Annotated in this window: 18 protein-coding genes and 1 tRNA gene; 14 read left to right on the top strand and 5 right to left on the bottom strand. The window is 70.0% G+C overall.

Annotation, left to right across the window (positions count from 1 at the left end; translation table 11 throughout):
* The first annotated feature begins 260 nt into the window (after positions 1 to 260).
* The gene (locus GPZ80_RS13085; RefSeq protein ID WP_187220600.1) at positions 261 to 968 is read left to right on the top strand and encodes a DUF4184 family protein; all 708 of its coding nucleotides are present in this window, start codon (positions 261 to 263) and stop codon (positions 966 to 968) included.
* Positions 969 to 977: 9 nt separating this feature from the next.
* Positions 978 to 1949 (top strand): LysR family transcriptional regulator, encoded by a 972-nt coding sequence (locus tag GPZ80_RS13090; RefSeq protein WP_187220601.1) that lies wholly within the window; start codon positions 978 to 980, stop codon positions 1947 to 1949.
* A gap of 31 nt (positions 1950 to 1980) precedes the next feature.
* On the opposite strand, the gene GPZ80_RS13095 is transcribed toward GPZ80_RS13090, so the two are convergent.
* Entirely contained in the window at positions 1981 to 3240 is a 1260-nt protein-coding gene (locus tag GPZ80_RS13095) for a GGDEF domain-containing protein (RefSeq protein WP_187220602.1), read from the bottom strand.
* A 1337-nt stretch (positions 3241 to 4577) separates the two neighbouring features.
* Between GPZ80_RS13095 and GPZ80_RS13100 the strand changes: the two genes are divergently transcribed.
* Entirely contained in the window at positions 4578 to 5849 is a 1272-nt protein-coding gene (locus GPZ80_RS13100; protein ID WP_376771673.1) for an MFS transporter, read from the top strand.
* A 179-nt stretch (positions 5850 to 6028) separates the two neighbouring features.
* On the opposite strand, the gene GPZ80_RS13105 is transcribed toward GPZ80_RS13100, so the two are convergent.
* Complete coding sequence (locus GPZ80_RS13105) at positions 6029 to 9484, bottom strand: tetratricopeptide repeat protein (protein WP_187220603.1); 3456 nt, start codon at positions 9482 to 9484, stop codon at positions 6029 to 6031.
* Positions 9485 to 9976: 492 nt separating this feature from the next.
* Here GPZ80_RS13105 and GPZ80_RS13110 point away from each other — a divergent pair, with 492 nt between their 5' ends.
* The 3 genes from GPZ80_RS13110 to GPZ80_RS13120 all read left to right on the top strand — a co-directional run bounded on the left by GPZ80_RS13110 (position 9977) and on the right by GPZ80_RS13120 (position 14577).
* Entirely contained in the window at positions 9977 to 12178 is a 2202-nt protein-coding gene (locus GPZ80_RS13110) for a phospholipase A2 (RefSeq protein WP_187220604.1), read from the top strand.
* A 128-nt stretch (positions 12179 to 12306) separates the two neighbouring features.
* A complete protein-coding gene (locus GPZ80_RS13115) occupies positions 12307 to 13965 on the top strand; it encodes an LCP family protein (protein WP_312880294.1) in 1659 nt (552 codons plus the stop codon).
* A gap of 120 nt (positions 13966 to 14085) precedes the next feature.
* A complete protein-coding gene (locus GPZ80_RS13120) occupies positions 14086 to 14577 on the top strand; it encodes a helix-turn-helix domain-containing protein (RefSeq protein ID WP_187220605.1) in 492 nt (163 codons plus the stop codon).
* 241 nt (positions 14578 to 14818) lie between these two features.
* Here the strand turns inward: GPZ80_RS13120 and GPZ80_RS13125 are convergent, their stop codons facing one another.
* Positions 14819 to 16327, bottom strand: a complete 1509-nt coding sequence (locus GPZ80_RS13125) for a flavin-containing monooxygenase (RefSeq protein WP_187220606.1) — start codon at positions 16325 to 16327, stop codon at positions 14819 to 14821.
* An 81-nt stretch (positions 16328 to 16408) separates the two neighbouring features.
* On the opposite strand from GPZ80_RS13125, the gene GPZ80_RS13130 reads away from it, so the two are divergent.
* Together GPZ80_RS13130 and GPZ80_RS13135 are read left to right on the top strand one after the other, a co-directional pair.
* Entirely contained in the window at positions 16409 to 17020 is a 612-nt protein-coding gene (locus GPZ80_RS13130) for a TetR/AcrR family transcriptional regulator (RefSeq protein WP_312880295.1), read from the top strand.
* A 107-nt stretch (positions 17021 to 17127) separates the two neighbouring features.
* Entirely contained in the window at positions 17128 to 17421 is a 294-nt protein-coding gene (locus tag GPZ80_RS13135) for a hypothetical protein (protein WP_187220607.1), read from the top strand.
* Between the two features lie 3 nt (positions 17422 to 17424).
* Here GPZ80_RS13135 and GPZ80_RS13140 read toward each other — a convergent pair whose 3' ends face one another.
* Positions 17425 to 17646 carry a DUF3618 domain-containing protein gene (locus GPZ80_RS13140; protein ID WP_187220608.1) on the bottom strand — a complete coding sequence of 74 codons (222 nt, stop codon included), beginning with the start codon at positions 17644 to 17646 and terminating at the stop codon, positions 17425 to 17427.
* Positions 17647 to 17751: 105 nt separating this feature from the next.
* Here GPZ80_RS13140 and GPZ80_RS13145 point away from each other — a divergent pair.
* Positions 17752 to 17828, top strand: a tRNA-Leu gene (locus GPZ80_RS13145).
* A gap of 45 nt (positions 17829 to 17873) precedes the next feature.
* Here the strand turns inward: GPZ80_RS13145 and GPZ80_RS13150 are convergent.
* On the bottom strand, positions 17874 to 19286 hold the full coding sequence (locus GPZ80_RS13150) for a hypothetical protein (protein WP_187220609.1): 1413 nt from the start codon (positions 19284 to 19286) through the stop codon (positions 17874 to 17876).
* A 166-nt stretch (positions 19287 to 19452) separates the two neighbouring features.
* On the opposite strand from GPZ80_RS13150, the gene smpB reads away from it, so the two are divergent.
* The 5 genes from smpB to GPZ80_RS13175 all read left to right on the top strand — a co-directional run bounded on the left by smpB (position 19453) and on the right by GPZ80_RS13175 (position 22498).
* Entirely contained in the window at positions 19453 to 19923 is a 471-nt protein-coding gene (gene smpB / locus GPZ80_RS13155; RefSeq protein ID WP_091383120.1) for an SsrA-binding protein SmpB, read from the top strand.
* Positions 19924 to 19967: 44 nt separating this feature from the next.
* The gene (locus GPZ80_RS13160) at positions 19968 to 20150 is read left to right on the top strand and encodes a hypothetical protein (RefSeq protein ID WP_187220610.1); all 183 of its coding nucleotides are present in this window, start codon (positions 19968 to 19970) and stop codon (positions 20148 to 20150) included.
* Between the two features lie 172 nt (positions 20151 to 20322).
* The gene (locus GPZ80_RS13165; protein WP_187220611.1) at positions 20323 to 20835 is read left to right on the top strand and encodes a hypothetical protein; all 513 of its coding nucleotides are present in this window, start codon (positions 20323 to 20325) and stop codon (positions 20833 to 20835) included.
* A gap of 177 nt (positions 20836 to 21012) precedes the next feature.
* Complete coding sequence (bcp, locus tag GPZ80_RS13170) at positions 21013 to 21477, top strand: thioredoxin-dependent thiol peroxidase (RefSeq protein WP_187220612.1); 465 nt, start codon at positions 21013 to 21015, stop codon at positions 21475 to 21477.
* 115 nt (positions 21478 to 21592) lie between these two features.
* Positions 21593 to 22498 (top strand): serine hydrolase, encoded by a 906-nt coding sequence (locus GPZ80_RS13175; protein ID WP_187220613.1) that lies wholly within the window; start codon positions 21593 to 21595, stop codon positions 22496 to 22498.
* The last annotated feature ends 23 nt before the right edge of the window (positions 22499 to 22521 follow it).

Below are 22521 nucleotides of genomic sequence, written 5' to 3' on the forward strand. Positions count from 1 at the left end.
CAGGCAACGGTCCCCCAAGAGCGCTGCCGCTCCCCCGAATCCTCGGCTTTTCGGCGGCCCGCAACGAAAGGCGGTGGCCTGGCCCCGCGGACACACGACCGCGCCCACTCTCGCGGAGTGGTCTTGGCCGCCAGGCAGACAATCGCTCACCCGAAGCCGAGCTGCCTTTCCGGCAGCCTCGCGGGATCTTCGGTAGAACGCGGGTGAACGCACACGGGATCCCCACTCCGTCTCCACAACCGCCCGCCACGATCGGGGCCATGCCTTTCACACTCGCCCATCCCGCCGCGGTTCTGCCGCTGTTTCGCTATGGCACACCGTCGGCGATGGTCGCGGGCGCGCTGGCCCCCGATTTGCCCTATTTCCTCGCGCTGCGACCGGTCAACGGCGACTTCACCCATTCTCTGGCCGGCATCGCCCTGACCCTGCCCATCGCTATCGCCTTGCTCATTCTGTGGCACGCCGCGATGGAACCGGCCGTGGCGGCGCTGTCCCCGCGGAGATTCATCCCGCGCCCGCCCAAACCGGGCATCTCTCTTGTCGTGTCGGCGGTGGTCGGCATTCTCACGCACCTGATCTGGGACAATTTCACCCACGGCCACGGCTATTTCGTAGAGCGCGTCCCGTTGCTCCGGTTGCACATCTGGCCGGAGATGCCGATCTTCTTCTTCCTCCAGGTGGCGTGCAGCTTCGTCGGCCTGTCGGTGATCGCAGCGGCGCTCGCCGGGAAATACCGAAAGGCTCCGCGAAAGGCGCGGGAGAAAGGGATCGGCTGGGTTCTCGCGGCAGCCGCGGTCACCGCCGCCTACGCCGCGATCACCGGCATGGCCGAGGTCGAAGAGGCGGTGAAAAACGAAGTCGGCATCGTCCGCGCGGCGGTCGGCGCCACCAGCGGACTCGTCGCCGCCCTGGTCGTCCACGGCTTCGCTCGCCGCAACCCCTTCCGCCGGGCGGACGCCGCCCCTTAGCGTGGGCGCATGGAGTTGGAGCTGCGCCATTTCCGGATCATCTGTGCGATCGCCGACGCCGGAAGCATCACCAAGGCCGCCGCCGCACTGGGACTCGCCCAACCCGCGCTGACCGCGCAACTCCACCGTGTCGAACGTGCCCTGGGTGGTGCGCTGTTCGAACGGGACCGGCGCGGCGCCCGGGTCACACCGTTGGGCGAACTGGTTCTCGCGCGAGCCAGGCTGCTGCTGCCCGCCGTGTCGGACCTGCGCGAGGAAGCCGCCCGCTTCGCCAGCGCGGACACCATGGGCGACACCCCGACCCGGCTGCGGCTCGCCTCGGCGAACGGGCCGGTGCTCGGCGCCCTCGTGCACCAGGTGAGCGCGACCTACCCGGACCTGCTGGTCACCACGCACGCGTCGTGGTCATCAGAGGAGTTGGCCGGGATGGTCGCCGACGGCCGCATCGACTACACCCTGGTCGGGGTGTGCGGTGACGCGCCGCCGCCGTCGCGGCCCGGCCTGCTGTGGCGGACCCTGGCGACCGACCCGGTGTTCGTGATGCTGGCCGAGGACCACCCGCTCGCCGACCGGCCCATCGTGGACCTGGCCGACCTCGCGGGCACCCACTGGGGCGCCACCCCCGGCGACGGCTGCTTCGCCGACTGCTTCGCCGCCGCGTGTGCCCGCGCCGGTTTCACACCCAAGACCCTTTACGAGACCGACAGCGCCAGCTGCGTCGACCTGGTCGAGGCCGGTGACGCGGTCGTGCTGTGCCAGCCGACGTTCCGGCAGACACCCGGCATCGTCACGCGGCCCATCGCGGGCAACCCGCTGCGGTGGCGCAGCCTCATCGGCTGGCATCCGGCAGGCACCGCGGCCGCGTTCGCCGATCAGGTGGTGAAACTCGCGGGCGCCGCTTATCTGGATGTGGTCGCGCGAAGTCCCCGGTACAGCGAATTCCTTCGATCCCATCCGACTTTCGGTGTCGAACGGGTTTAATCCAGCCGAATTCCGGGTATAGGCGCGCGGTCTATTCGGCGTGGTGCGGGATTGACGATTCGGCTGAGCGGACCTGGTTGCGGCCGCCGTGCTTGGCCTCGTAGACCGCCGCGTCCGCGGAGCGCAGGAGCTCGTCGAGATCGGCGGTCGCGCCGGGGCCCGACGCGATGCCGATCGACGCCGTGCGGTTCGAGATGAGCACCGGCTGGCCGCGCTTGTCGGTGGCCGCGACGTGCATCTCGGCCACCCCCTGGCGCACGCGCTCGGCCACCCGCACGGCCTGTTCGGCGTCGGTGTCGGGCAGCATCAGGACGAATTCCTCGCCGCCGAAGCGACCCACGACGTCGCCTTGGCGGGTCGTCTCCCGCAGGACCGCGCCGACCGCGCGGAGCACGGCGTCGCCCGCCGGGTGTCCCCACGTGTCGTTGACCTGCTTGAAATGGTCCAGGTCGATCACCGCGACGGACAGCGTCGAGTGCTGACGGCGGGCGCGGGCGAACTCGCGGCCGGTCTGCTCGTGCCAGCCGCGGCTGTTGAGCAGCTGGGTCTTGTGGTCGGTGCGGGCGTCGCCCTTGAGGTTCTCGATCTGCAGCGCGCCCCAGTCGAGGACGGCCAGCAGCGGCACCACGAACAGCGGCGCCAGCCAGGCGTGGGCGACCGCGAGCGCCGCCATCGAGCCCAGGCACACCGTCATCGCGGCCATCGCGTTGTCCCGGCCGGAGCCGATGACCGTCAGCCAGGTCGGCTGCGGGGTCGACAGGGCGATGACCCCGCCGATAGCGATAGCGTTCACGACGAAGAAGACAAGGCCCGCACCCGCCAGCACCAAAACCTCGCGAGCGCCGAACGCGCTGGCCACGTCGATGCCCGAATAGCGGACGATGGCCAGCTCGATAAGTGCGGCGAACATGGCGGCCATGGTGCCGAAGGTGTATCGGTATAGCGGTCGACGCGCGACCGGATAGAGCTGCGCCCGGAGCAACACCAAGGAGATGATCGCCATCCACGCGGGCAGCAGCACCATCGCGGGCAGGACCCAGACAGTGGTGGTGTCCATGTGGGGACCGGTGCCGCTGTCGCGGCGCGTCTCCTCGGTTCGGCGGGAGATCCACAGGTGCAGCGAGGTCGCTCCGACCAGTGCCCCGAGCACCCGCCAGTCCATCGAGGTCGCGGGCGCGTCGGTGAGGATCAGGGCGACGGCGGCGAGAACGGTCAGCGCTTCGATGGCGAGGATGTACCGCAGAACGGGTCGCGGAAGCGTCCAAAGGCCCCAGCGTCGCGGTGAAAGCAACGAGCGGAGCGAAGGGTGTTCACTGCGCAGCGATTCAGTCACACTTAGCCGTGGACGGAGCAATCCCAGGATCCGGCCGCGATGAACCGTACCGTTCGGCCCGGCCTGCCCGCCTTGTGGGTGATCGCCGTCGCGAGGAGGTGGAGTCGGTGCGTGATCGTTGCCGTTCAGGCTCGTTAGACCGGGCGAATCCTCGGAAGGAGTCCCCGATGATCCGCGATTGGTGATCTTCGAGTCCCCCGCCTCTTCGAGAACAGGAGCTTCCGATGTGCATCCGCGACTGGTAATCCCCGAATGCGTCCCGGCCTCAGCGACGACAGGAGCCTCGAATGATCCGCGACTGGTGAACCCGGAATCCATCCCCACCTCAGCGACAACAGGAGTCTCGAATGATCCGCGACTGGTGATCTCCGAATCCGACCCCACCCCAGCAACTACAGGAGCCCCACTTGATCCGCGACTGGTAACCCCGGAAACCGTCCCCGCCCCGCCAACCACAGGAGCCCCAGATGATCCGCGACTGGTAACCCCGGAAACCGTCCCCGCCCCAGCAACCACAGGAGCCCCAGATGATCCGCGACTGGTGACCCGTGACCGTGCCGCGTCAGTGTTCGCCGACGAGACCCGCACCTCCACGGCAGCGGGAGGCGTCTTCCGCCTGTTCCCGTGTTCAGTGGATTCCAACGGTGCGACCTCCCCTTCTGCTCGCTGTTCATCCTCCGGTTTCCGCAGGACTTCGGCCTTACCGAGAAGCGTATGCCTTCCGACCGACACAGTGTTCTGTTCGGCCGACCCATCGCCCATAACATCGTCTACCTGCGGTTCGGCGTATCACCCGTCCCCGATCGCGGGACGCCACTCGCGGACTCCACGGTACGGCTAACGCCGACAGTAGTGAGTCCGCTACAGCAAGCAGCGCCCGAATGGAGCAAACGCGCAAGCCGAGCGTGGACGACCTCTCACCACATAAGACGCTGTTTCGCCTCGTACGTGACGCCGCGCAACGTTGTTGATCACTCTTTCGTACTATCGCGCCCCACTTGCCCGCTGTGACGCAGTTCACCCAGCTTTCGGCCCGGCTATCCAGTGCGTGGGCCATTCAGCGGGGGCACGGTTGGAAACTGACGGACAACGCTGCGCCGGACGGACGCATCCTCCGATTCCGGGCCTTGGACTCTACCAATGACGCCCGGGACGACCCGTCGGTGCCGGTACTCTGAGCGACGCAGCGGTGACCGAATGACAAGATCACGCCATACCCGCCCGCGCCACACACCTGGTGCTGGAGGAGTGCCATCGGCCCGTCTGGGTAAACCCCGGGCGGACAGGGAGAAAACATGAGCCGACAGGGACCGAGTATGTTCGCGCCCCTCGCGAACCTGGAGTTCCGCGCGCTCTGGCTGACCGAAGCCCTCTCCGTCGCCGGGGACCAGCTCACCCGCGTGGCGCTCGCGATCCTCGTCTACGACCGCACCGGCAACGCGATGTACGCGGCGGGCATCTACGCCCTGACGTTTCTTCCCGCGCTCGCGGGCGGCCTCGGTCTCTCCCACCTCGCCGACCGCTACCGCAGGCGCACCCTCATGGTGTGGTGCTCGGCGGGCCAGGCGCTGCTGGTCGGTCTGATGGCGATCCCGAACATGCCGTTGATCGCACTGTTCGTGCTGGTCATCGGGGTCCCGCTCTTACAGTCCCCCGCGGTGGCGGCGCAGAACGCCACTACGCGGGAGATCCTGCCCGACGACGACCTCTACCTCCGCAGCCAGGACCTGCGCGGCATCACCACGAACACCACGATGCTGGTCGGTCTCGGCGGCGGCGGTCTGCTGGTCGGGTGGCTCGGCACGTCCACGGCACTGGCCATCGACGCCGCCACCTTCGTCGTCGCGACGCTGCTCGTCCACCGCTACGTCGAGGACCGTCCGCCCGCCAGCACCGAGAAGACCAGTTGGCTCGACGGCGCGCGTTGGGTCTTCGGCGACCGCAAGGTGCGCATCCTGGTGACACTGTCCTGGCTGGTCGGGCTGGCCGTGATCCCGGAGGGACTCGCGGCTCCGCTGGCCAAGGAGATCGGTGCGCCGTCGGGGGCGGTGGGCCTGCTGCTGGCGGCCGACCCGCTCGGGTTCATCGTCGGCACCTTCGCGATCTCCCACTTCGTTCCGGCCGCGCTCCGCGCCCGCCTCATCGGTGTGCTCGCGACCTCGGCGCTGGGTGTGCTGACCCTGTTCATCCTGAAGCCGACCCTGGTGCTCGCGCTGGTGCTGCTGTTCGTCGCCGGTTTCGTCGGCGCGTACCAGGTGACGGTCATGGGCATCTTCAACACGCTCGTGCCCAACGAGATCCGCGGCGGCGCGTTCGGCGCGGCGCGCACCGGGCTGCGGGTCGCGCAGGCTCTGGGCATCGCCGCGGGCGGCGCCCTGGCGCAGGGAATCGGCTCGTCCGCCACGACGATCGCGATCGGCGGAGCCTTGGGCGTGCTGATCGCGGTCCCCGCGACGGTCGCCTGGTCCCACGCGCGCCGCGAGGGCGAAGACACGGCCGCGGCTTCTGCTTCGGCACAGGAAGCTCCCGCCGCGAAGCGTGAGTCCGCGGCGAAGCAGGCGAGCTAGAGCTTTCCGCGGCACTGAGCACACAGGTCTGACACCTTCCGCTCGCGGCGCCCGGCAGTCCACAGCGCGCGAGGCACCGTCCACAGCCGGTCGGCTTCCCCTGCCACCACGCCCGTTTCCGCGGGAACGTGGTCGAGGCGGCAACGACGGAAGGACGGCCTGTGATCGAACCAGGCGAGCTAACGAGCCCAGGCGGACAGCAGCGCGCGAACGTGCGCGGCGTCCGGCACCGCCAACTCCTCGAACACAGTCAACGCCTTCTGCCAATCCGATCGCGCACCGTCCATATCGGCCTCACCCTGCCGCACCAGTGCCCGCACATGCAGCGCCCGCGCGTGCGCCAGCCGCTGGCCCGCCCTGGCAGTCACGGTGATCGCGCGGTCGGCGTACTCGAGGGCGGCGGCGGTGTCGCTCGCGTCCAGATAGGACTGCGCGACCTCGGTCAGCGCGCGGGCCTCGAGCAGGCGCATGCCGGTCTCGTCGATCATGGCCAGCGCCCGCAGGCCGTGATCGATCGCGCCCGCCCGGTCGCCCGTGCGCCTGCACAGGGCGCCCATGCCGGTGAGCACCGACGCCTCGCCGTAGCTGTAGCGGATCTCCTCGGCGAGTCCGCGGGCTTCGGCGTAGTTGTCGGCGGCGGCGGACCATTCGCCGGTGCGGAGTTGGATGGTCGCGAGGATGTCGAGCCCGCTGACCTCGTGCCTGCGCACCCCGAGTTGCCGCGCCTGGTCGATGGCCTGGCGGACGAGGACGGCCGCCTCGGTCAGGGTGCCGCGGTCGCAGCCGGTCTCGGCCAGGCACACCAGCATCGCGACCTCGCCATGCCGGTAGCCGTAGCGCCTGCACACCGCCAGCGCGTCCTGATAGCACTGCTCGGCCTTGCCCAGATCGCCCACCGCCCAGTGGGTGAGTCCCAGTCCCTGCGCCGCCGCGGCCTGGACCTGTCGGTGGCCGATGCGGGTGCTCAGCTCCAGCGCCTCGGCGTGCCGGTCGAGCGCGGTGCGCGGCCTGCCCAGCAGCAGCGCGGCGATGCCCAGGTAGTTCAGCGCCGCCGCTTCCCCACGCCGGTTCCCGATGGCCCGGTAGATGTGCAGCGACTCCTCGCAGAACGCCGACGCCTGGGCGGGCTGTCCGATCTGCGAGTACGCGCGCCCGAGGTTGTGCAGGGCGGCGGCCTCCACGACGCGGTTCCCGGTGCCGCGGCTGAGTTCCTGCGCCCAGCGCAGGTGCTCGATGGCGTTGTCGTAGTCGCTGAGGTTGCCGTAGATCTGCCCGAGCAACTCGTGCACGGACGCCTCGGCGTCGACATCACCGGCGTTGCGGGCGGCGGTCAGCGCCGCCGTGCACACCGCGATGCCGTCGTCGCCGTGGCCGCGGTTGGAGAAGTAGCTGCGCAGCGCTTCGGCGAAGCGCCACGCGTAGCTGTGCAGCCCGAGGCCGCCCGCTGCGAGGGTGGCGTCCACCAGGTTCGCGCGTTCGGCGTCGAGCCAGCTGATCGCCGCCTGCTCACCGCCGCCGGACTCCGCGGGCTCGACCTGCCAGAGCACGGCGCTGTGCGCGCGCACAGCTTTGAGGTAGTGATCAAAGAGCCGGACTACGGCGTCGTGACGGTCGTCGTCTTCGTCGTCGAAGCCCGCGCGGTCGGCCGCGTACTCGCGCAGCAGGTCGTGGAAGGTGTAGCGGCCGGGTGTGTGCTCGCGGATGAGATTGCCGTGGTCGAGCACGCGCAGCAGCCGCGCGGCCTCCTCGGTCGTGGCGCTCACCAGGGCCGCCGCGCCAGGCGCGTCGATGTCGGTGCCGGGCACCAGGCCGAGCAGCCGGAACAGGCGCCGGGCCGCGGGGGTGAGCTTGGTGTAGGAGAGGTCGAACGCGACGCGGACCGCGGCGGACTCGTCCCCCGCGACGGCCAGGCCTGCCATCCGGCCCCGGTCACGCAGTTCCCGGGTGTAGTCCGCGACCGTGGTCAGCGGCCGGATGGCGAGGTTCGCGCCCGCGATCCGCAGCGCCAGCGGCAGGTGCGCGCAGGTGTCGGCCATCTCGGCGGCGGCGGTGGCCTCACGGCGGGTGCGGGCGACACCGACCAGCCTGCCGAGCAGGTCGACCGACTCCTCCGGCGCCAACACGTCCAGTGGGAGCTGGTGCGCGCCGTCGCGGGCGGTCAGGCCGGTGAGCCGGTCGCGGCTGGTCACCAGCACCAGACACCCCGGCGATCCCGGCAGCAGCGGGCGCACCTGCTCGGCGGTGGCCGCGTTGTCCAGCAGGATCAGCACCTTCTTGCCGGTCAGCATCGTGCGGTAGAGGCCCGCCGCTTCCTCGATGTCGGCGGGCACCCGTTCGGGCGCGACGCCGAGCGCGCGCACGAAGCGCACCAGCACCTCGTACACGGTCGGCGGGTGGCCGGCGGCGTAGCCCTGCAGGTTGACGCTGAGTTGACCGTCCGGGAACCGGGGCCGGACCCGGTGCGCCCACCGCACGGCGAGCGCGGTCTTGCCGACCCCCGCGCTGCCCGAGACCGCGATGACCACCGAGTGGCCGTCGAGGTCGGCGAGGTGCGAGTCGAGGCGGGCCATGGCGTCGGCGCGGCCCACGAAGCCGGGGGTCTCGGCGGGGAGTTGCGCGGGCGCGCGCTGCGGCGCTGGTTCCGGCTTGCCGCGCAACACCCGCAGGTGCGCCTGACGGATCTCGGCGCCGGGCTCGATGCCGAGTTCCTCGTCGAGCCGGGCCCGGATGTCGGCGAACACACCCAGCGCGGCCGCCTGTTCGCCGGTGCCCGCGAGGCCGAGGATCAGCCGGGCGTGCAGGCCTTCGTGCAGCGGTTCGTCGTGGACCAGGCCGCGGGTGTTGAGCACGACCTCGTCGAAGCGGCCGAGCTCGATCGCGAGGTCGGCGTGGGCGAGGACGGCGTCGCGCCTGCGCACGTTCAGCGCGATCACCGCCGGGTGCTCGCGCAACGCGGGGAGGTCCGAGAGCGCGGGCCCGCGCCAGGAGGCGAGGGCGCGGTCGTAGAGGTCGGCTGCCCGGTCCGGTTCGCTGAGCCGGGCCGACTGCGCCTTGGCGACGAGGTCGTCGAACCGGGCCATGTCGAGCTGGTCGGTCCGCAGGTCGAGCCGGTAGCCGCCGGGGGTGGACGCGATCACGTCGGCGTTGCGCCTGCTCGCGGCGGTCAGCGCGCGCCGCAGCCGGGATATGTAGGTGTGCACCAGCCCGAGGCAGCTCTCCGGCGGGTCCTCGCCCCAGAGCACGTCCACGATCTCGTCGTGTCGGACCGTGGTGCCGACCCGCAGCGCGAGCAGGGCCAGCAGGGTCCGCTGCTTGAGCGCGCCGACCCCGATCGCCCGGTCGCCGTGGTCGACCGACAGCGGCCCGAGGATGCCGACGCGCACGCGCGGGGCGGGGGTCTGCTGCACGGCGGCGGCAGCGGCGAGGAAGGTGGCGTCGTCGGCGGGCACCCCGACCGCGGCGGCGAGCCTACGCACCGTGTCGAGCCGGGGCCGATCGACGCCGCCACGCTCGATGTAGCGCAGCGCGCGAACGCTCAGGCCGGAGCGCTCCGCGAGCTCCTGCTGGGTGAGCCGGGCCCGCAGCCGATGCGACCGGAGGACTTCGCCGAACGGGATCGGCGACTCCTCGGTCATTTCGACGGTGCCCTCTCTTGCCGCGTTCAATTTGCCGGTCAGCTCATCGTAGTCCAACCGGGTGAGCGATTCACGCAGGTAGCGGGCTTCATCAGGCAGCCCGGCCCGCTGTCCAGGCAGTACAGACCGGCTGCCAGGACAGGTCCGTACCGTGTCATCCGGGGGAAGGGGGGAAGTGGCATGGCGCCCTGGGGGTGCGCCGTGCCACCCACCCCACCACACCTCCCGCGCCGACGGCGCCGACATCACAGCCCGGTAACCTGCCCGGGTGGGGGTTGCCAGCCGTTCGAGGTTCTGTGTCCGGGCGTGTGGCGCGGTGAAGACCAAACCGCGCCCGGCCGAGCGGACATCTCACTCCGACCACTGCGGAATCAGCGGAATCAGCGGAATCAGCGGAATCAGCCTGGATCGCGAGCTCGCCGCACTCGTCGGCAAGGCGACAACTCACCCGACGTGGCTTCCCGTTTCGTGAACGTCACAACCGCGGACGACGTGACAACGCCAGCCGTCCGGCACTCGCCAGGCGATCCGAAGCCGCCCCCGCGGGTCGGACCGGCACTGGGTGGGCGGCTCGGCTGGTTCCTCCTCGTCGTGGTCGTCACCGCCGGTTTCGGTGTGGTGGCCTCGCGCTCACCCGATCCCGCCACCGGCCCGCCGACCGGCGACGCCGCGGTGGCCGCCGCCGCCATCGACACCCTGCTGGACCCCAGGTTCGCCGGGGATCCTCTTGCCGTGCTGCCCAGGGACTTCACCAAGGTCACCGACGTCGTCCCGGGCCGGGCCACCGACCCCGCAGGACGCGCCCGGGCCGTGCACGTCGGCGGGGGCTGCTCGACGCCGTGGGGTGACGACGACACCCGCTGGGACTATTCGGTCGGCTGCAAGGCCCACGACCTCGGCTACGACCTGCTGCGCTACGCCGAGGAGAAGGGCGAACCGCTGGGGCCGGACGCCCGCAGGCGGCTCGACCGGCAACTCGCCGAGGACATGCACGGGCAGTGCGCGCGCGATCCGCAGGGCTCGCCGGGCACCTGCCGGATCGTGGCGACGCTGTACTCGGCGGGCCTTGTGGCGAACTCGTGGCACCAGCGGTGGGGGCCGCCCCGGGCCGAGCCGATCGGGCTGTGGACCGCCGGGCTGCTCGTCGTCATCGCACTGCTCGTGGTCCGGGTCCCGGTGCTGCGCCGGACCCGGCGGGCCCGGCCGCGCCAGCCCCAGCCTGCGCTGTCGCCGGAGGAGGGCGACCGCGCGTCCTATCTCGGGTTCCTGCGGATGGTGAGCCTGGGCGGGTTCATCCTCGCCGAGTCGGTGCTCGCGCTGGCGCCGCTGCTCGACCTGTCCGGCGCGGCCCTGTGGCCGATGACCTGGCTGCTGCAGCTGGTGCCGCTGTTCTTCTTCGCGGGCGGGAACTCGAACCTGCTGGCCTGGCAGGCCACGACCACCGGCTACGGCGGCTACCTGGCCCGGCGGGTGTGCTGGCTGATCCGGCCGGTGCTCGCCTTCGTCACGGCCTGGCTGGTGCTGCCGCTCTCGCTCGACCTGGTGAACGCGCCACCCGAGGCCGTCCGCACCGTCGGCAGGCTCGTGGTGCAGCCCCTCTGGCTGCTCGGCCTGTACCTGCTCGTCGTCGCGATGACCCCGGCGATGCTGTGGCTGCACCGCCGCGCCCCGGTGCTCACGCCGCTGGCGCAGGCGGCGGTCGTGGTCGGGATCGGGGCGTTCGGGTCCGGGGTGTTCGCCGCGCACCTCGGTGGCGTGGTCCTCGCGGCCCTGTTCGGCCAGCTCGCGTTCCACTACGCCGACGGCACGCTGTGGCGGCTGCCCCGAGCGGTGCTCGCGGGGGTCGGGCTGGCCGCGGTCGCCGCCCTGGCCGTGCTGACGACCGTCGGCCCGCTGTCGCCGCTGGTGATGGCCGAGCCGACCGGGTCGGCGAGCTTCGTGCCGTCGGCGCCCGCCGTTCTGCTCATCGGCCTTGCCCAGGTCTGCCTGGTCGCGCTGCCCCGGCGCGCGGGCGCGCGGGCCGTCGCGCGCAGCGCCCTGGCCCAGGCGGCGCGGTTCGTCCACTCCGCGCCGATGACCGTGTATCTGGCCTACCTGTGCGGGATGCTGGTCATCGCCGGGGTCATCAGCGCCGCCCGCACCGCCGGGCTGCCCACGACCGCGGTCGACTGGCTGGTCCAGCCGCGCCCGCTGCTCGCCCTCGCGCTGCTCGGGGTGCCGACGGCGCTGGCGTTCCTGCTGTTCGAATGGCGTTCCACCATGGACCCGGACACGGGCGCGGCGCCGCACCGGGCGGGTTCCCGCTGGGACTCGGTGGCCGCGACGCTGGGCACCGGATACGGCGCGATCGGCACCCTCGGCTTCGCGGTGACCGGGCTGACCGGCACGCACGCGACCCCGGTGCTGCTCGGCGTCCCCCTGGACCCGATGTCGAGCATCATCCATCTGCTGCTGGGCTGGTATCTGCTGCACTCGGTCCGCACCGGCGCCACGGCGACGCCCTGGCCATGGCTGCTGACCGCCGTCGCCTGTGTCCCGCCGATCGCCGGATCGACCGGGATCACCGTCCACTGGGTCACGCTGGTCTTGGCGCTCGGCCTCGCGACCAGCCGATTCCTGACCGATCGTCGCAGGTCAGAGCCTTCGGCGCGGGCGCGGCATGAGGCGCTCGCCACGGCGGAGAGTGTGCCGTGACCAGTGACTCACATCCGTGTGACACGCTACGGCCCAACCTGGGGAGCTCCTTCGGCGTCTTACCAGGTGTCCGCGGTTCCGGGTCGTCATGAGCGGCCCCATGCCTGAAGAGACGGAAGGGAGTAGGCGTGGAGTACCGGCCGCCGCCTGAGTCAGCGAGCCGAGCGGGCCAAGGCAGGCCCGCCGCGCGGCGCTCGTCGACCGGCACCGGGCGACCCACCGCCACTCCCCGCATCACCGGCAGACCGCACCACTCGGCGCCGACCGAGCGGATGGCCGAGCGGGCCACCCCGCCGCCCCGGTCGCGCCCGCCGCGGCCCTCGGCGCGCCGCCCGCCGCCCCCGCCGAAGCGGAATATGACCGGCGGCAAGGTGTTCGTGACCATGCTGTCCGCGCTGGTGCTGGTCGCCACGGGCTACTACTCGCAGCTCGCGGACAGCTTCACCGACGGGCTGTCGACGGCCGACGTCATCTCCGGCTCCGGTGAGAAGCCCGCGGACGGCGCGGTCGACATCCTCATGGTCGGCATGGACAGCCGCACCGACGCGCAGGGCAACCCGCTGTCGAAGGAGCAGCTCGCGATGCTCAACGCGGGCAAGTTCGACGGCGAGATCAACACCGACACGCTGATCATGATCAGGATCCCGAACGACGGCGGGAAGGCGGTCGGTATCTCGCTGCCCCGCGACTCCTACGTCGACATCCCGAACTACGGCAAGCACAAAATCAACTCCGCGTACGGCCGGGCCAAGCTCGAAGCGCGCGCCAGGCTGCAGAAGCAGGGCGTGCAGGGCCGCGACCTCGAGGTCAAGTCGAACCTCGACGGCGCGAAGAGCCTCATCGCCACGGTGGAGAAGCTGACCGGCGCCAAGATCGACCACTACGCCGAGGTCAACCTGCTCGGCTTCTACGACATCACCAACGCCATCGGCGGCATCGACGTCTGCCTGAACAAGGCGGTCAAGGACAACTACTCCGGCGCGAACTTCCCGGCGGGTAGGCAGAACCTTCAGGGCACCTCGGCGCTCGCGTTCGTCCGACAACGGCACGGGCTGCCCAACGGCGACATCGACCGGATCGCCCGCCAGCAGGTGTTCATGAGCGGCATGGCGAAGAAGATCCTGTCGAAGGACCTGCTGGTCCCCGGCTCGGCGACGCTGGGAAAGCTGCAGGAGGCGATCAAGAAGTCGGTCGTGCTGGACCCGGGCTGGGACATCATGAAGTTCGCCCAGCAGATGATGGGCTTCACCGGCGGCAACGTGTCCTTCCAGACCATCCCGATCGTCACGATCGACTTGTCCACGCCCAACGACGGCAGTGCGGTCGGCGTCGACCCGGTGGCGGTGCGCAAGTTCGTCCAGGCGCTCATCACCCCCGGCGGTCCTCCGTCCACGGACGCCACCTCGCCCGGAACGTCCACCTCGGACGGAACATCGGCCGTGAAGCCGACGGTGAACGTCCTCAACGGCTCCGGCCGCGACGGGCTGGCGGGCGACGTGTCGGACACGCTGGCAGGGCAGGGGTTCAAGCCGGGCACCACGGGCAACGCGGCGGCCAGGCAGAAGACCGTGGTCCGCCACGCCAAGGGCGACAAGGCCGCCGGCGAGGCCGTGGCGCAGGCGCTGGAAGGCGAGTTCCCCGTCGAGGAGGACGCCAACCTGGGCAAGGGCAAGGTCACCGTGATCCTCGGCAAGGACTACGGGCAGGCGGGCCAGCGGCTCGCGGGCGACCGCCTGCTGACCTTCAACGGCCTGGCACAGGAGCCACAGCCCGCCTGCATCAACTAAACGTTCACCCGTTCGGCCTAATTTCGGACGAGGTCCGGCCGATCCGCGTCAGAGTCGCGTGGTTCATCGCTTCCTCAAGTGAGACCGGGAGTAACACCCGGACCTGACGAAGGGCTGAACGTGCGGATCGATGCGGCGGTCTACCAGCGCGTACTCGGAGACGAGATCCGCCGCCTGCGCAAGCAGCGCGGCTGGACCCGCAAGGAACTCAACCGGAGGCTGCAGACCGAGATCTCGCTGCAGACACTCGCGACCTACGAGTTGGGCACGCGGCAGTGCTCGGTCGTGCGACTGGTGGAGATCTGCTTCGCCCTCGACGAACACCCCCATGAGCTGATGGCCCGCGTGCACGACCGCGTCTTCTCGGGCACCACGGTCGGCCGAATCCGCGTCGACCTGCGTTCGGTCGTGCACGAGCGGGGCTCCGACCTGCTCCCCCTGCGCCGCTGGGCCGCCGAACGCCTCACCGAGCACACCGGACCAGCACCCGCCGAGGTCCATCTCGACATCTCCGCGATCGAGCGGATGGCCGAGCTGTGCGGGGTGGAGGTCCGTGACCTCGTCGCCCGCCTGAGGGCCTTACGCCCCGCCCCTCCCGCGCCCGCCACCTGACCTTCGGACAGCTCGACTCGTCCTTCGCTCGCGACCGTCCAGGGTCGCGGGCCATTCGCGGATGTCCCGCACCGCACGAACCTCCTGGACCGGACAGCGCCGCTACGGGGCATGTGGCAGGACGCGTCCGACCAGGAGAGCCGGCCCGTCGCGCCCACGCGGCGGGCCGGCCCAAACATCACCGGTGACGACAAACCGGCCCGCCACGGGGCATGTGGCGGGCCGGTCTTGGTCGTCGGGGTCAGCCCGTGGCTACGGCGCTGGACTGCTTGACCTTGCCGCGGGTGATCAGCTCGAAGTCGGCCGGGTCGACCTTGCGGGTGCGCATCCAGTATCGCCAGGTGAAGCCAGGCCAGATGGTGCGGTTGACGCCCTTGGCGTCGAGGTACCAGCTCTGGCAGCCACCCTGGGTCCACACGCCGTCGGCGAGCTTGCGCTGCACCTCCTGGTTGAACCGCTCCTGGGCCGAGGCGCGCACGTCGATGGCGTCGGCGCCGTGCTTCTCGACCAGGCGAAGGGCGTCGGCGATGTAGCGGATCTGCGACTCGATCATGAACACGACCGAGTTGTGGCCCAGGCCGGTGTTCGGGCCGAGCAGGTAGAACAGGTTCGGGTAGCCGGAGACGGTGATGCCGAGGTGGGTGTTGATCCCGTTCTCGCGCCACTCCTTGGCCAGGTCGCGGCCGTCGCGGCCCGTGACCGTGAGGTAGTCGTAGGCGTCGGTCACGTGGAAGCCGGTGCCGTAGATGATCGCGTCGACCTGGTGCTCGCGGCCGTCGCGGCCGACGATGCTGTTCTCCCGGACCTCGGCGACGCCGTCGGTGTCGAGGTGCACGTTGGGCCGGTTGAACGTCGGGTAGTAATCGTTCGAGACCAGCACCCGCTTGCAGCCCATGACGTAGTCGGGCGTGAGCTTGCGGGCCAGCTCCGGGTCCTTGACCGAGCGCTTGATGTTCCAGGCGGCCAGCTTGGAGGCGAACTTGAGGATGTTCTGGTGGCCGTTGAAGCCGACCGCGCGCACCTCGTTGATCCAGTACAGCAGGTGCCGGTAGCCGCGCTGGACGCCGGGCGCCTTGGCGAATAGGGTCTGCGACCAGGTCGGCATCGCGTGGTCGGGCTTGGGCATGACCCACGGCGCCGTTCGCTGGAACAGGGTCAGCTCGGCGACGTCGGGGGCGATCTTCGGGACGAACTGGATGGCGCTGGCGCCGGTCCCGATCACCGCGACCCGCTTGCCCTTGAGGTCGTAGTCGTGGTCCCACTGTGCGGAGTGGAACGTCGCGCCCTGGAACTTCTCGATGCCGGGCAGCGCCGGGACCGACGGGATGTGCAGCGCGCCGATGCCCGCGACCAGGTATTTGCCGACGTAGGTGTCGCCGGAGGCGGTGCCGACGTACCAGCGGCTCTCCTCCTCGTCCCAGCGCGCGCTGGTGACCTCCACGCCGAAGCGGGTGTAGCGGCGCAGGCCCCACTTGGCCGCGACGCCGCGCATGTAGTCCCAGATCTCGGCCTGCGGGGCGTACGAGCGGGTCCAGTCGGACTTCTGCTCGAAGGAGAACGAGTACATGTGGGACTGGATGTCGCAGGCGCAGCCCGGATAGCTGTTGTCGCGCCAGGTGCCGCCGAAATCGGCCGCCTTCTCCAGGATGACGAAGTCGTCGCGGCCTTCCCGGCGGAGCTGGATAGCCATCCCCATGCCGGAGAAACCGGTCCCGACCACCACCACACCGGTGTGGATGAGCTCGCCCATCTCCCGATCCTCCATGCGTCTGTGTGTGTTACCCGGAGTCCAGCTTACCCGGAGTAGGTTACTTGCGGTAGAGTCAATTCCGTGACCACCAGCGAGCGCAAGCGTCGGATGCCGCGCGCAGAGCGCGAACGGCAGATGATGGGCGTCGCCGAAGAGATCTTCGCCGAACGCGGCTACGCGGCGGTCTCCATGGACGAGATCGCCGAGCGCTGCGGCGTGTCCAAGCCGATGATCTACGAGTACTTCGGCTCCAAGGAGGGCCTGCTCGTGGCCTGCATCCGCGCGGCGCGGGCCGACCTGTCGAAGTGCACGTTGGAGGCCGTCGCGGGCGCGGGCAGCGTCGAGGAAGCCCTGCGCCGGGGCCTGGTCGCCTTCTTCGACTTCACCGACACGCACCGCCGCTCGTGGTCGCTGATGCTGCGCAACGAGGCCGCGCTGGCGGGGCCGGTGGCGATCGCCGAGGTCGAGGAGGCCCGCCGCGAGCAGGTGGAACTCGACATCACACTGTTCGCCGCGTTCGTGCCGGACAAGCCGAGGACCGAATTGGAGATGCTCGCGCAGATCCTCGTCGGCGCCTGTGAGCGGCTGTCGCTCTGGTACGTCAACCAGTCCGAGGTGACCGCCGCGCAAGCCGCGGACATGCTGATGTCGGTGCTGTGGAGCGGTGTCGCGGGCGACATCCCGCCCGGATAAATCGCCCGCGCGGGGCTACCCGAATGAATTTCCCGGTGCTAGCCGTCCGGCGGAATCGGCCTGCGTTGTGTTAAGTATCAACCACGGACGTCTGAGGGGCGATGCACATGTTCGAGCCGATCGAGGCCAACTACACACCGGACGGCGACGACTGGAAAGTCGAGGTGACCTGCCGCGGGAAGACGCTCAAGGCGACCGCGCCGGGTCTCATCGCCGCCCGCGACCGGGCCGACCAACTGGTGGAGAAGCTGGCGCCGAACGAGGAGATCAGGACCGTGGTCCACACCCTCGAAGGCGACGCGGTGAAGTTCACCGCGGCCTACCTGACCGCGCGCCTGGGCACCGAGCCCAAGAAGGCGGACGAGGTCACGACAACCCCGCCCGCCGCCACTGGCTCTTGACTTCTACCTGAAGAGCTTGCGCACCAGCAGGAAGCCGACTACGACGCCGATGCCGATGAGTGCGAACTTGACCTTCGGCTCGTCGGCCTTCGCACGGGCGGACGTCTTCGCGTTGTCCACCAGCCGCTTCGGGCTCGCCTTGGTGCCCAGCTGGTCCAACGTCGATGCCAGTGCGTCGCGCGCCTGCTCGATCTCGCGCTGGATGGTGTCGGGGTCGCGGGCCACGTGTCCTCCTAGAAGTCCGGCGACACCACGTTAGATCACCGGCCGGCCGCACCGCGCAGGGGCCACGCCGTTAGGCTGTTCCCGCCCGCGCTATGTGCCGGGCGGGGGACCGTAGCCCAATTGGCAGAGGCACACGGTTTAGGTCCGTGCCAGTGAGAGTTCGAGTCTCTCCGGTCCCACCAGCGAGGGCCCCGACGCCGGGTAGGCGCCGGGGCCCTCCCCGGTGATCAGGGCTTGGTCATCCCGAAGGTGTAAGCGCCGGAGCCCGCGTAGGCCACGACCTTGTACTGGTAGTAACCGGCGGTTCCGCTGTAGGACAGCGTCTCGTCGGCCTTCTCGGTCTCGGCCTTGGCCACGTTCACCCAGCCGCTGCCGTTCCACTTCTGCAGGTAGAGATCGAAGTCCGTGCCCTCAGGCCCGTCCACGCAGCCGGCGTGGGTGCCGCTGGTCGTGGACTGGTACCAGGTGCCGTTGGGCTGGATCGCCGAGGCGCCCTGGTTCAGCGAGCCGGTGTGCTTGGTGGCGTAGGCCGAGCAGAACCCGGGTGTCGGGTCGGTCGAGCCGCCGCCGACCAGCCAGAGGCTGTCGGCCATGTTCCAGTAGGTCGCCAGGTAGCTGCCCGCGGGCGGATTCGTGTGGTAGTAGTCGTTGTGGCCGCAGTCGAAGCGCGCGTCCTTGGCCCGGTCGGTGCAGATGTAGCGCATCTGCGGGTAGTTGGGATGGTCGCTGTAACACATCAGGTCCCACTCGTCGGTGCAGTGCGCGCCGCCGCTGGCGTTGGGGGCGTTGTTGTTGACCGCGCCCAGGTTGTGGCCCAGTTCGTGCGCGGGCGTGTCCGGCCCCCAGCAGCTGGTGTCGGTGCGGCCGTAGGACGGCCCGTAGTTGCTGCGGTTCGTGGCGCCCTTGCGGGTGTCACCGGCGAAGTCGCCGATGCCGCAGTACACCGATGAGTCGGCGAAGATCACGTACTTGCGATCCTGACGGTTGTAGCCCTTCTGCGACAACGCGTTGCTCATGCTGGTGAAGTCCGCCAGCTGGCTCGAGGTGACCTGCACCTTGCTCACGATCGGCGTGCAGTTCGCGTCGTGCAGGAGCCGGACGTGCCGGGTGCCACCGGTCTCCTTGGCGCTCTCGTTGTAGATGTCGCTCATGCCGATCGCCCATTGCTCGATCGACGCCTTGTACTGCGAGAACCGGTCCGTGGTGGCGTAGACGTAGAGCACCTGGGCCCGGTTGCCGCTGGAGCCGTCACCGACGCAGACTCCGGCGGCCGTGGCCTGCTGCGCGGACAGCGGCTGGACCTCGGTGCCCATGCGGTAGCCGGGCGGCGGCTGATCCGGCCCATGCGAGCACACATCGTGCCCGCGCACCAGGTAGGTGCCCTTGCAGGGACCGGCCTGGGCGATGTTCAGTCCTTTGTAGACCAGTCCGCGCGCGGGCTGGTCCTCCGGGACCGATTCGATGACGGGGTGGGAATGTCCATCCGGGGCCACGGGAAGCGGCCCCGCCTTGGCGCTCGCCGCCGGGGTGGGCGAGGCGTTGGCGGAGATGGTCTGCACACCGACGACGGTCAGACCGACGGCGGCGACAAGCACGCAGGCGGCACGTAACCGCCTGCCTGTGGAGCGTGGTGAACGCATGGCGAATTGCCCTTCATGCAGGGAAGGACCTGGACGTGCCTGCCGTTGCAGGGGTGCAGGCACAGGTCGAGGTGACAATCGCAGCGTCGGGAGCGGCTATATATCCGCCAACCAGCCCAATGATTTAAGAAAACGGTGTGAACCATCTGTGAATTAAGGTGACGTCATGGCCACGACCACGGTGATCGCCACGAACCGGCGAGCGCGCCACCTCTACGCCGTCCTCGACACGCTGGAGGCGGGCGTGATGCTCGTCGGCACCGAGGTCAAGAGCCTGCGGCTGGGGCGGGTGTCGCTGGTCGACGCCTTCGCCACGATCGACGACGGCGAGGTATGGCTGCGCGGCCTGCACATCAACGAGTACGCCATGGGCACGTGGACCAACCACACCCCGCGCCGCGTGCGCAAACTGCTGCTCAACCGCCGCGAGATCGACCGCTGGGACATCCGGGTCCGGGAGAGCGGGCTGTCGCTGATCCCGATGTCGATGTACTTCAGCGACGGCCGGGCCAAGGTCGAACTGGCCCTGGTGAAGGGCAAGAAGACCTGGGACAAGCGCCAGGACCTGGCCACCCGCGACGCCAACCGGGAGATCGAGCGCGAATTCGCCCGGCACGTCAAAGGGCAGCGCCGCTGAACCGCGTTGCGGCGGATCCCCGCCGCTCGTGACACGATCAGCGCATGCGCGCCCCGCGGCCCTTCGCGGCGCTCCTGCGACTGGTCGACCGGTTCGAGGAGCGCGGCGTCTACGTGCCCGGCGAGGACAACCACGCGATCTCGCCGTGGCGTGACTTCGGCTGGCTGATCGCCGCCTGGCTCGTGTTCATCGGCGTCTTCGTGCTCTTCTTCGCGCTCGCGGGCTGACCCGCCCTCGACAGTGGCGCTGATCACTCGTGGTGCTCTCCTGATCACGGCTCGGCCACAGCACGACACCAGGTACGACTCAACGGCCTAACGGAGGCCGCATTCGGCTGGTCGGGCAGTAAAAGTGGACAGGCATCCCCGAGCGTCCCCAGGCAAGGAAGTGGCACTGACCGTGAAAACCGTCGGATGGGCGGCTGCCCTCTGCGCGCTGCTGGTGTTGGTCACCGGCTGCGGCAGCGGTCCCGCGTACTCCGAACCGGCTGAGCGGTCCATCGCCGCGTCCGCCGCCTCGAACCCGTCGCGCAGCGGCGAGCGCAGGCCGCTGGGCGACGACCTCTCGATCACGGTTTCGGGACCCACCTCGTTCGTGCCGACCGACTCGGCGTACCCGAAGAGCCCGCGCGCGCTGGGCTTCGACGTGACCGTGGAGAACCACGGCACGACGGCGTACCGGCCGACCGTGCTCGTGCTCACCGCGACCGCCGACGGCGCAGGCGCCCGACAGGTGATCGACTCGACCCAGGGCTACGCCGGGATGGTCGGCGACATCGAGATCGCCCCCGGCGCGAAGGCCCGGTTCTCCGTGGCGTTCGCCGTGCCCGAGGAACGCGTGACGGTGCGGCTGAGCGCCCAGCCGGACCCGGCGTCGCGGTCGATGGTGATGGTGTTCGAGGGGCTCGCTTGACGTTCTCTCTGCCCGTATGGGACGGAGATTCCTTCCACGCCGCGTGTGGAACGCGCGGCGTTGGGTGGATTACCGCTTCGCCGCGCGGCGCCGGCATCGCTGCTGGTCGAGCGGCAAACCGCTCGGTCTAGGACACTGGCCCCCGCATCCTGGCAGCCGCGCGCTAGTTTCAACGGCATGACGCGACTTTCCGAGGGCGACCAGGCTCCTGATTTCACGCTCCTCGACAGCGAGGGCAACGAGGTCTCGCTGTCCGACTTCCGCGGCAAGTCCGTGGTCGTCTACTTCTACCCGGCGGCGGCCACCCCCGGCTGCACCAAGCAGGCCTGCGACTTCCGGGACAACCTCGCGGAACTCAACGACGCGGGCTTCGCCGTTCTCGGCATCTCCCCGGACAAGCCCGCGAAGCTGGCCAAGTTCGTCGCCGACGAGGGCCTCACCTTCCCGCTGCTGTCCGACCCGGACCGCGCGGTGCTCACCGCGTGGGGCGCGTACGGCGAGAAGCAGCTCTACGGCAAGACGGTGACCGGTGTGATCCGGTCCACTTTCATCGTCGACCCCGAGGGCCGCATCGCGCACGCCTTCTACAACGTGCGGGCCACCGGACACGTCGCCAAGCTGCGCAAAGACCTCAAGCTCTGATCGAATTCGCGGTGCGCGACAACCAAATCGACGGTTGTCGCGTACCGCGGGCCCAGCGGAACAGTTGCCTGCCGAGGACGTCAACTTCACCATCGGGTGACGGCGTATTCACGGCATGCGCCTGCTGTCGTTCCTCGTGCTCATCCTGCTCGCCGGGTGCTCCTCGGCACCGATCGGCGTGGTCTCGGCCAGGATCGTGCCGGTCGAGGTCGCCACGCCGACCGTGGCGCCGGTTCAGCCCTCCGCCGCCGCGTCGGCCACCCCGACCCAGCCGTCGCCCCCGCCCCAGCCGTCGACCCCGGCGCCGCCCAAAAGACCGGTGGACGTGGCAGGCGCGGTGCGCGGGATCCAGAAATCGGCCACCGTGGGCGCGCTGGTGATCGACCGGCACACGGGCGCGGAACTGGTGTCGGTCAACCCCGACCGCGGGTTCCACTCGGCGTCGCTGGTCAAGCTCCTCATCGCCCTCGACGTGCTGCGCTCCGGCGACGGCGACGGCGACCGTGGCCGGGTCCGGCGGATGCTGCAGCTGTCGGACGACCCGATCGCCAGCGAGCTGTGGACACGGTCGGGCGGGGTCGCCATGGTGACCCGCACGGCGAAGCGGCTGGGTCTCACCGACACCCGACCGCCCGCCGACCCTGGCCGATGGGGCGACACACGGCTCAGCGCGCGTGATGTCGCCCGGATCTACACGCACGTGATGAACGACCTGCCCGCCGCGGACAAGGCCCTCGTCGTCGACGCGCTGGCCACGGCGCCGCGGGTGGCGGCGGACGGGTTCGACCAGCACTTCGGGATTCCCGCCGGGGTGGACGCGGACTGGGCGGTCAAACAGGGCTGGGGCGACAACGCGAAGGTGGACTTCGTGCACAGCACCGGGCTGGTCGGGGCGAAGTGGCGTTACGTCGTTGTGCTGCTGACCGAGCACCCGCCCACGACTCGGCTCTCGACAGCGGCCTCGTCGGTCACCGCGGGCGCCGAGGCGATCGGCCGGTTGGTGTCCGAAAGCGAGGGGTAGGCGTCCTTGCGGACATGACCCCG

The sequence above is a fragment of the Actinokineospora xionganensis genome (genome assembly GCF_014323725.1).
Classification (GTDB): domain Bacteria; phylum Actinomycetota; class Actinomycetes; order Mycobacteriales; family Pseudonocardiaceae; genus Actinokineospora; species Actinokineospora xionganensis.

Excerpts from the sequence above, each read along its gene's own strand:
- GPZ80_RS13085 (WP_187220600.1), top strand. The coding sequence starts at position 261 with ATGCCTTTCACACTCGCCCATCCCGCCGCGGTTCTGCCGCTGTTTCGC.
- GPZ80_RS13090 (WP_187220601.1), top strand. The coding sequence starts at position 978 with ATGGAGTTGGAGCTGCGCCATTTCCGGATCATCTGTGCGATCGCCGAC.
- GPZ80_RS13100 (WP_376771673.1), top strand. The coding sequence starts at position 4,578 with ATGAGCCGACAGGGACCGAGTATGTTCGCGCCCCTCGCGAACCTGGAG.
- GPZ80_RS13105 (WP_187220603.1), bottom strand. The coding sequence starts at position 9,484 with ATGACCGAGGAGTCGCCGATCCCGTTCGGCGAAGTCCTCCGGTCGCAT.
- GPZ80_RS13125 (WP_187220606.1), bottom strand. The coding sequence starts at position 16,327 with ATGGGCGAGCTCATCCACACCGGTGTGGTGGTGGTCGGGACCGGTTTC.
- GPZ80_RS13135 (WP_187220607.1), top strand. The coding sequence starts at position 17,128 with ATGTTCGAGCCGATCGAGGCCAACTACACACCGGACGGCGACGACTGG.
- GPZ80_RS13150 (WP_187220609.1), bottom strand. The coding sequence starts at position 19,286 with ATGCGTTCACCACGCTCCACAGGCAGGCGGTTACGTGCCGCCTGCGTG.
- smpB (WP_091383120.1), top strand. The coding sequence starts at position 19,453 with ATGGCCACGACCACGGTGATCGCCACGAACCGGCGAGCGCGCCACCTC.
- GPZ80_RS13160 (WP_187220610.1), top strand. The coding sequence starts at position 19,968 with ATGCGCGCCCCGCGGCCCTTCGCGGCGCTCCTGCGACTGGTCGACCGG.
- bcp (WP_187220612.1), top strand. The coding sequence starts at position 21,013 with ATGACGCGACTTTCCGAGGGCGACCAGGCTCCTGATTTCACGCTCCTC.
- GPZ80_RS13175 (WP_187220613.1), top strand. The coding sequence starts at position 21,593 with ATGCGCCTGCTGTCGTTCCTCGTGCTCATCCTGCTCGCCGGGTGCTCC.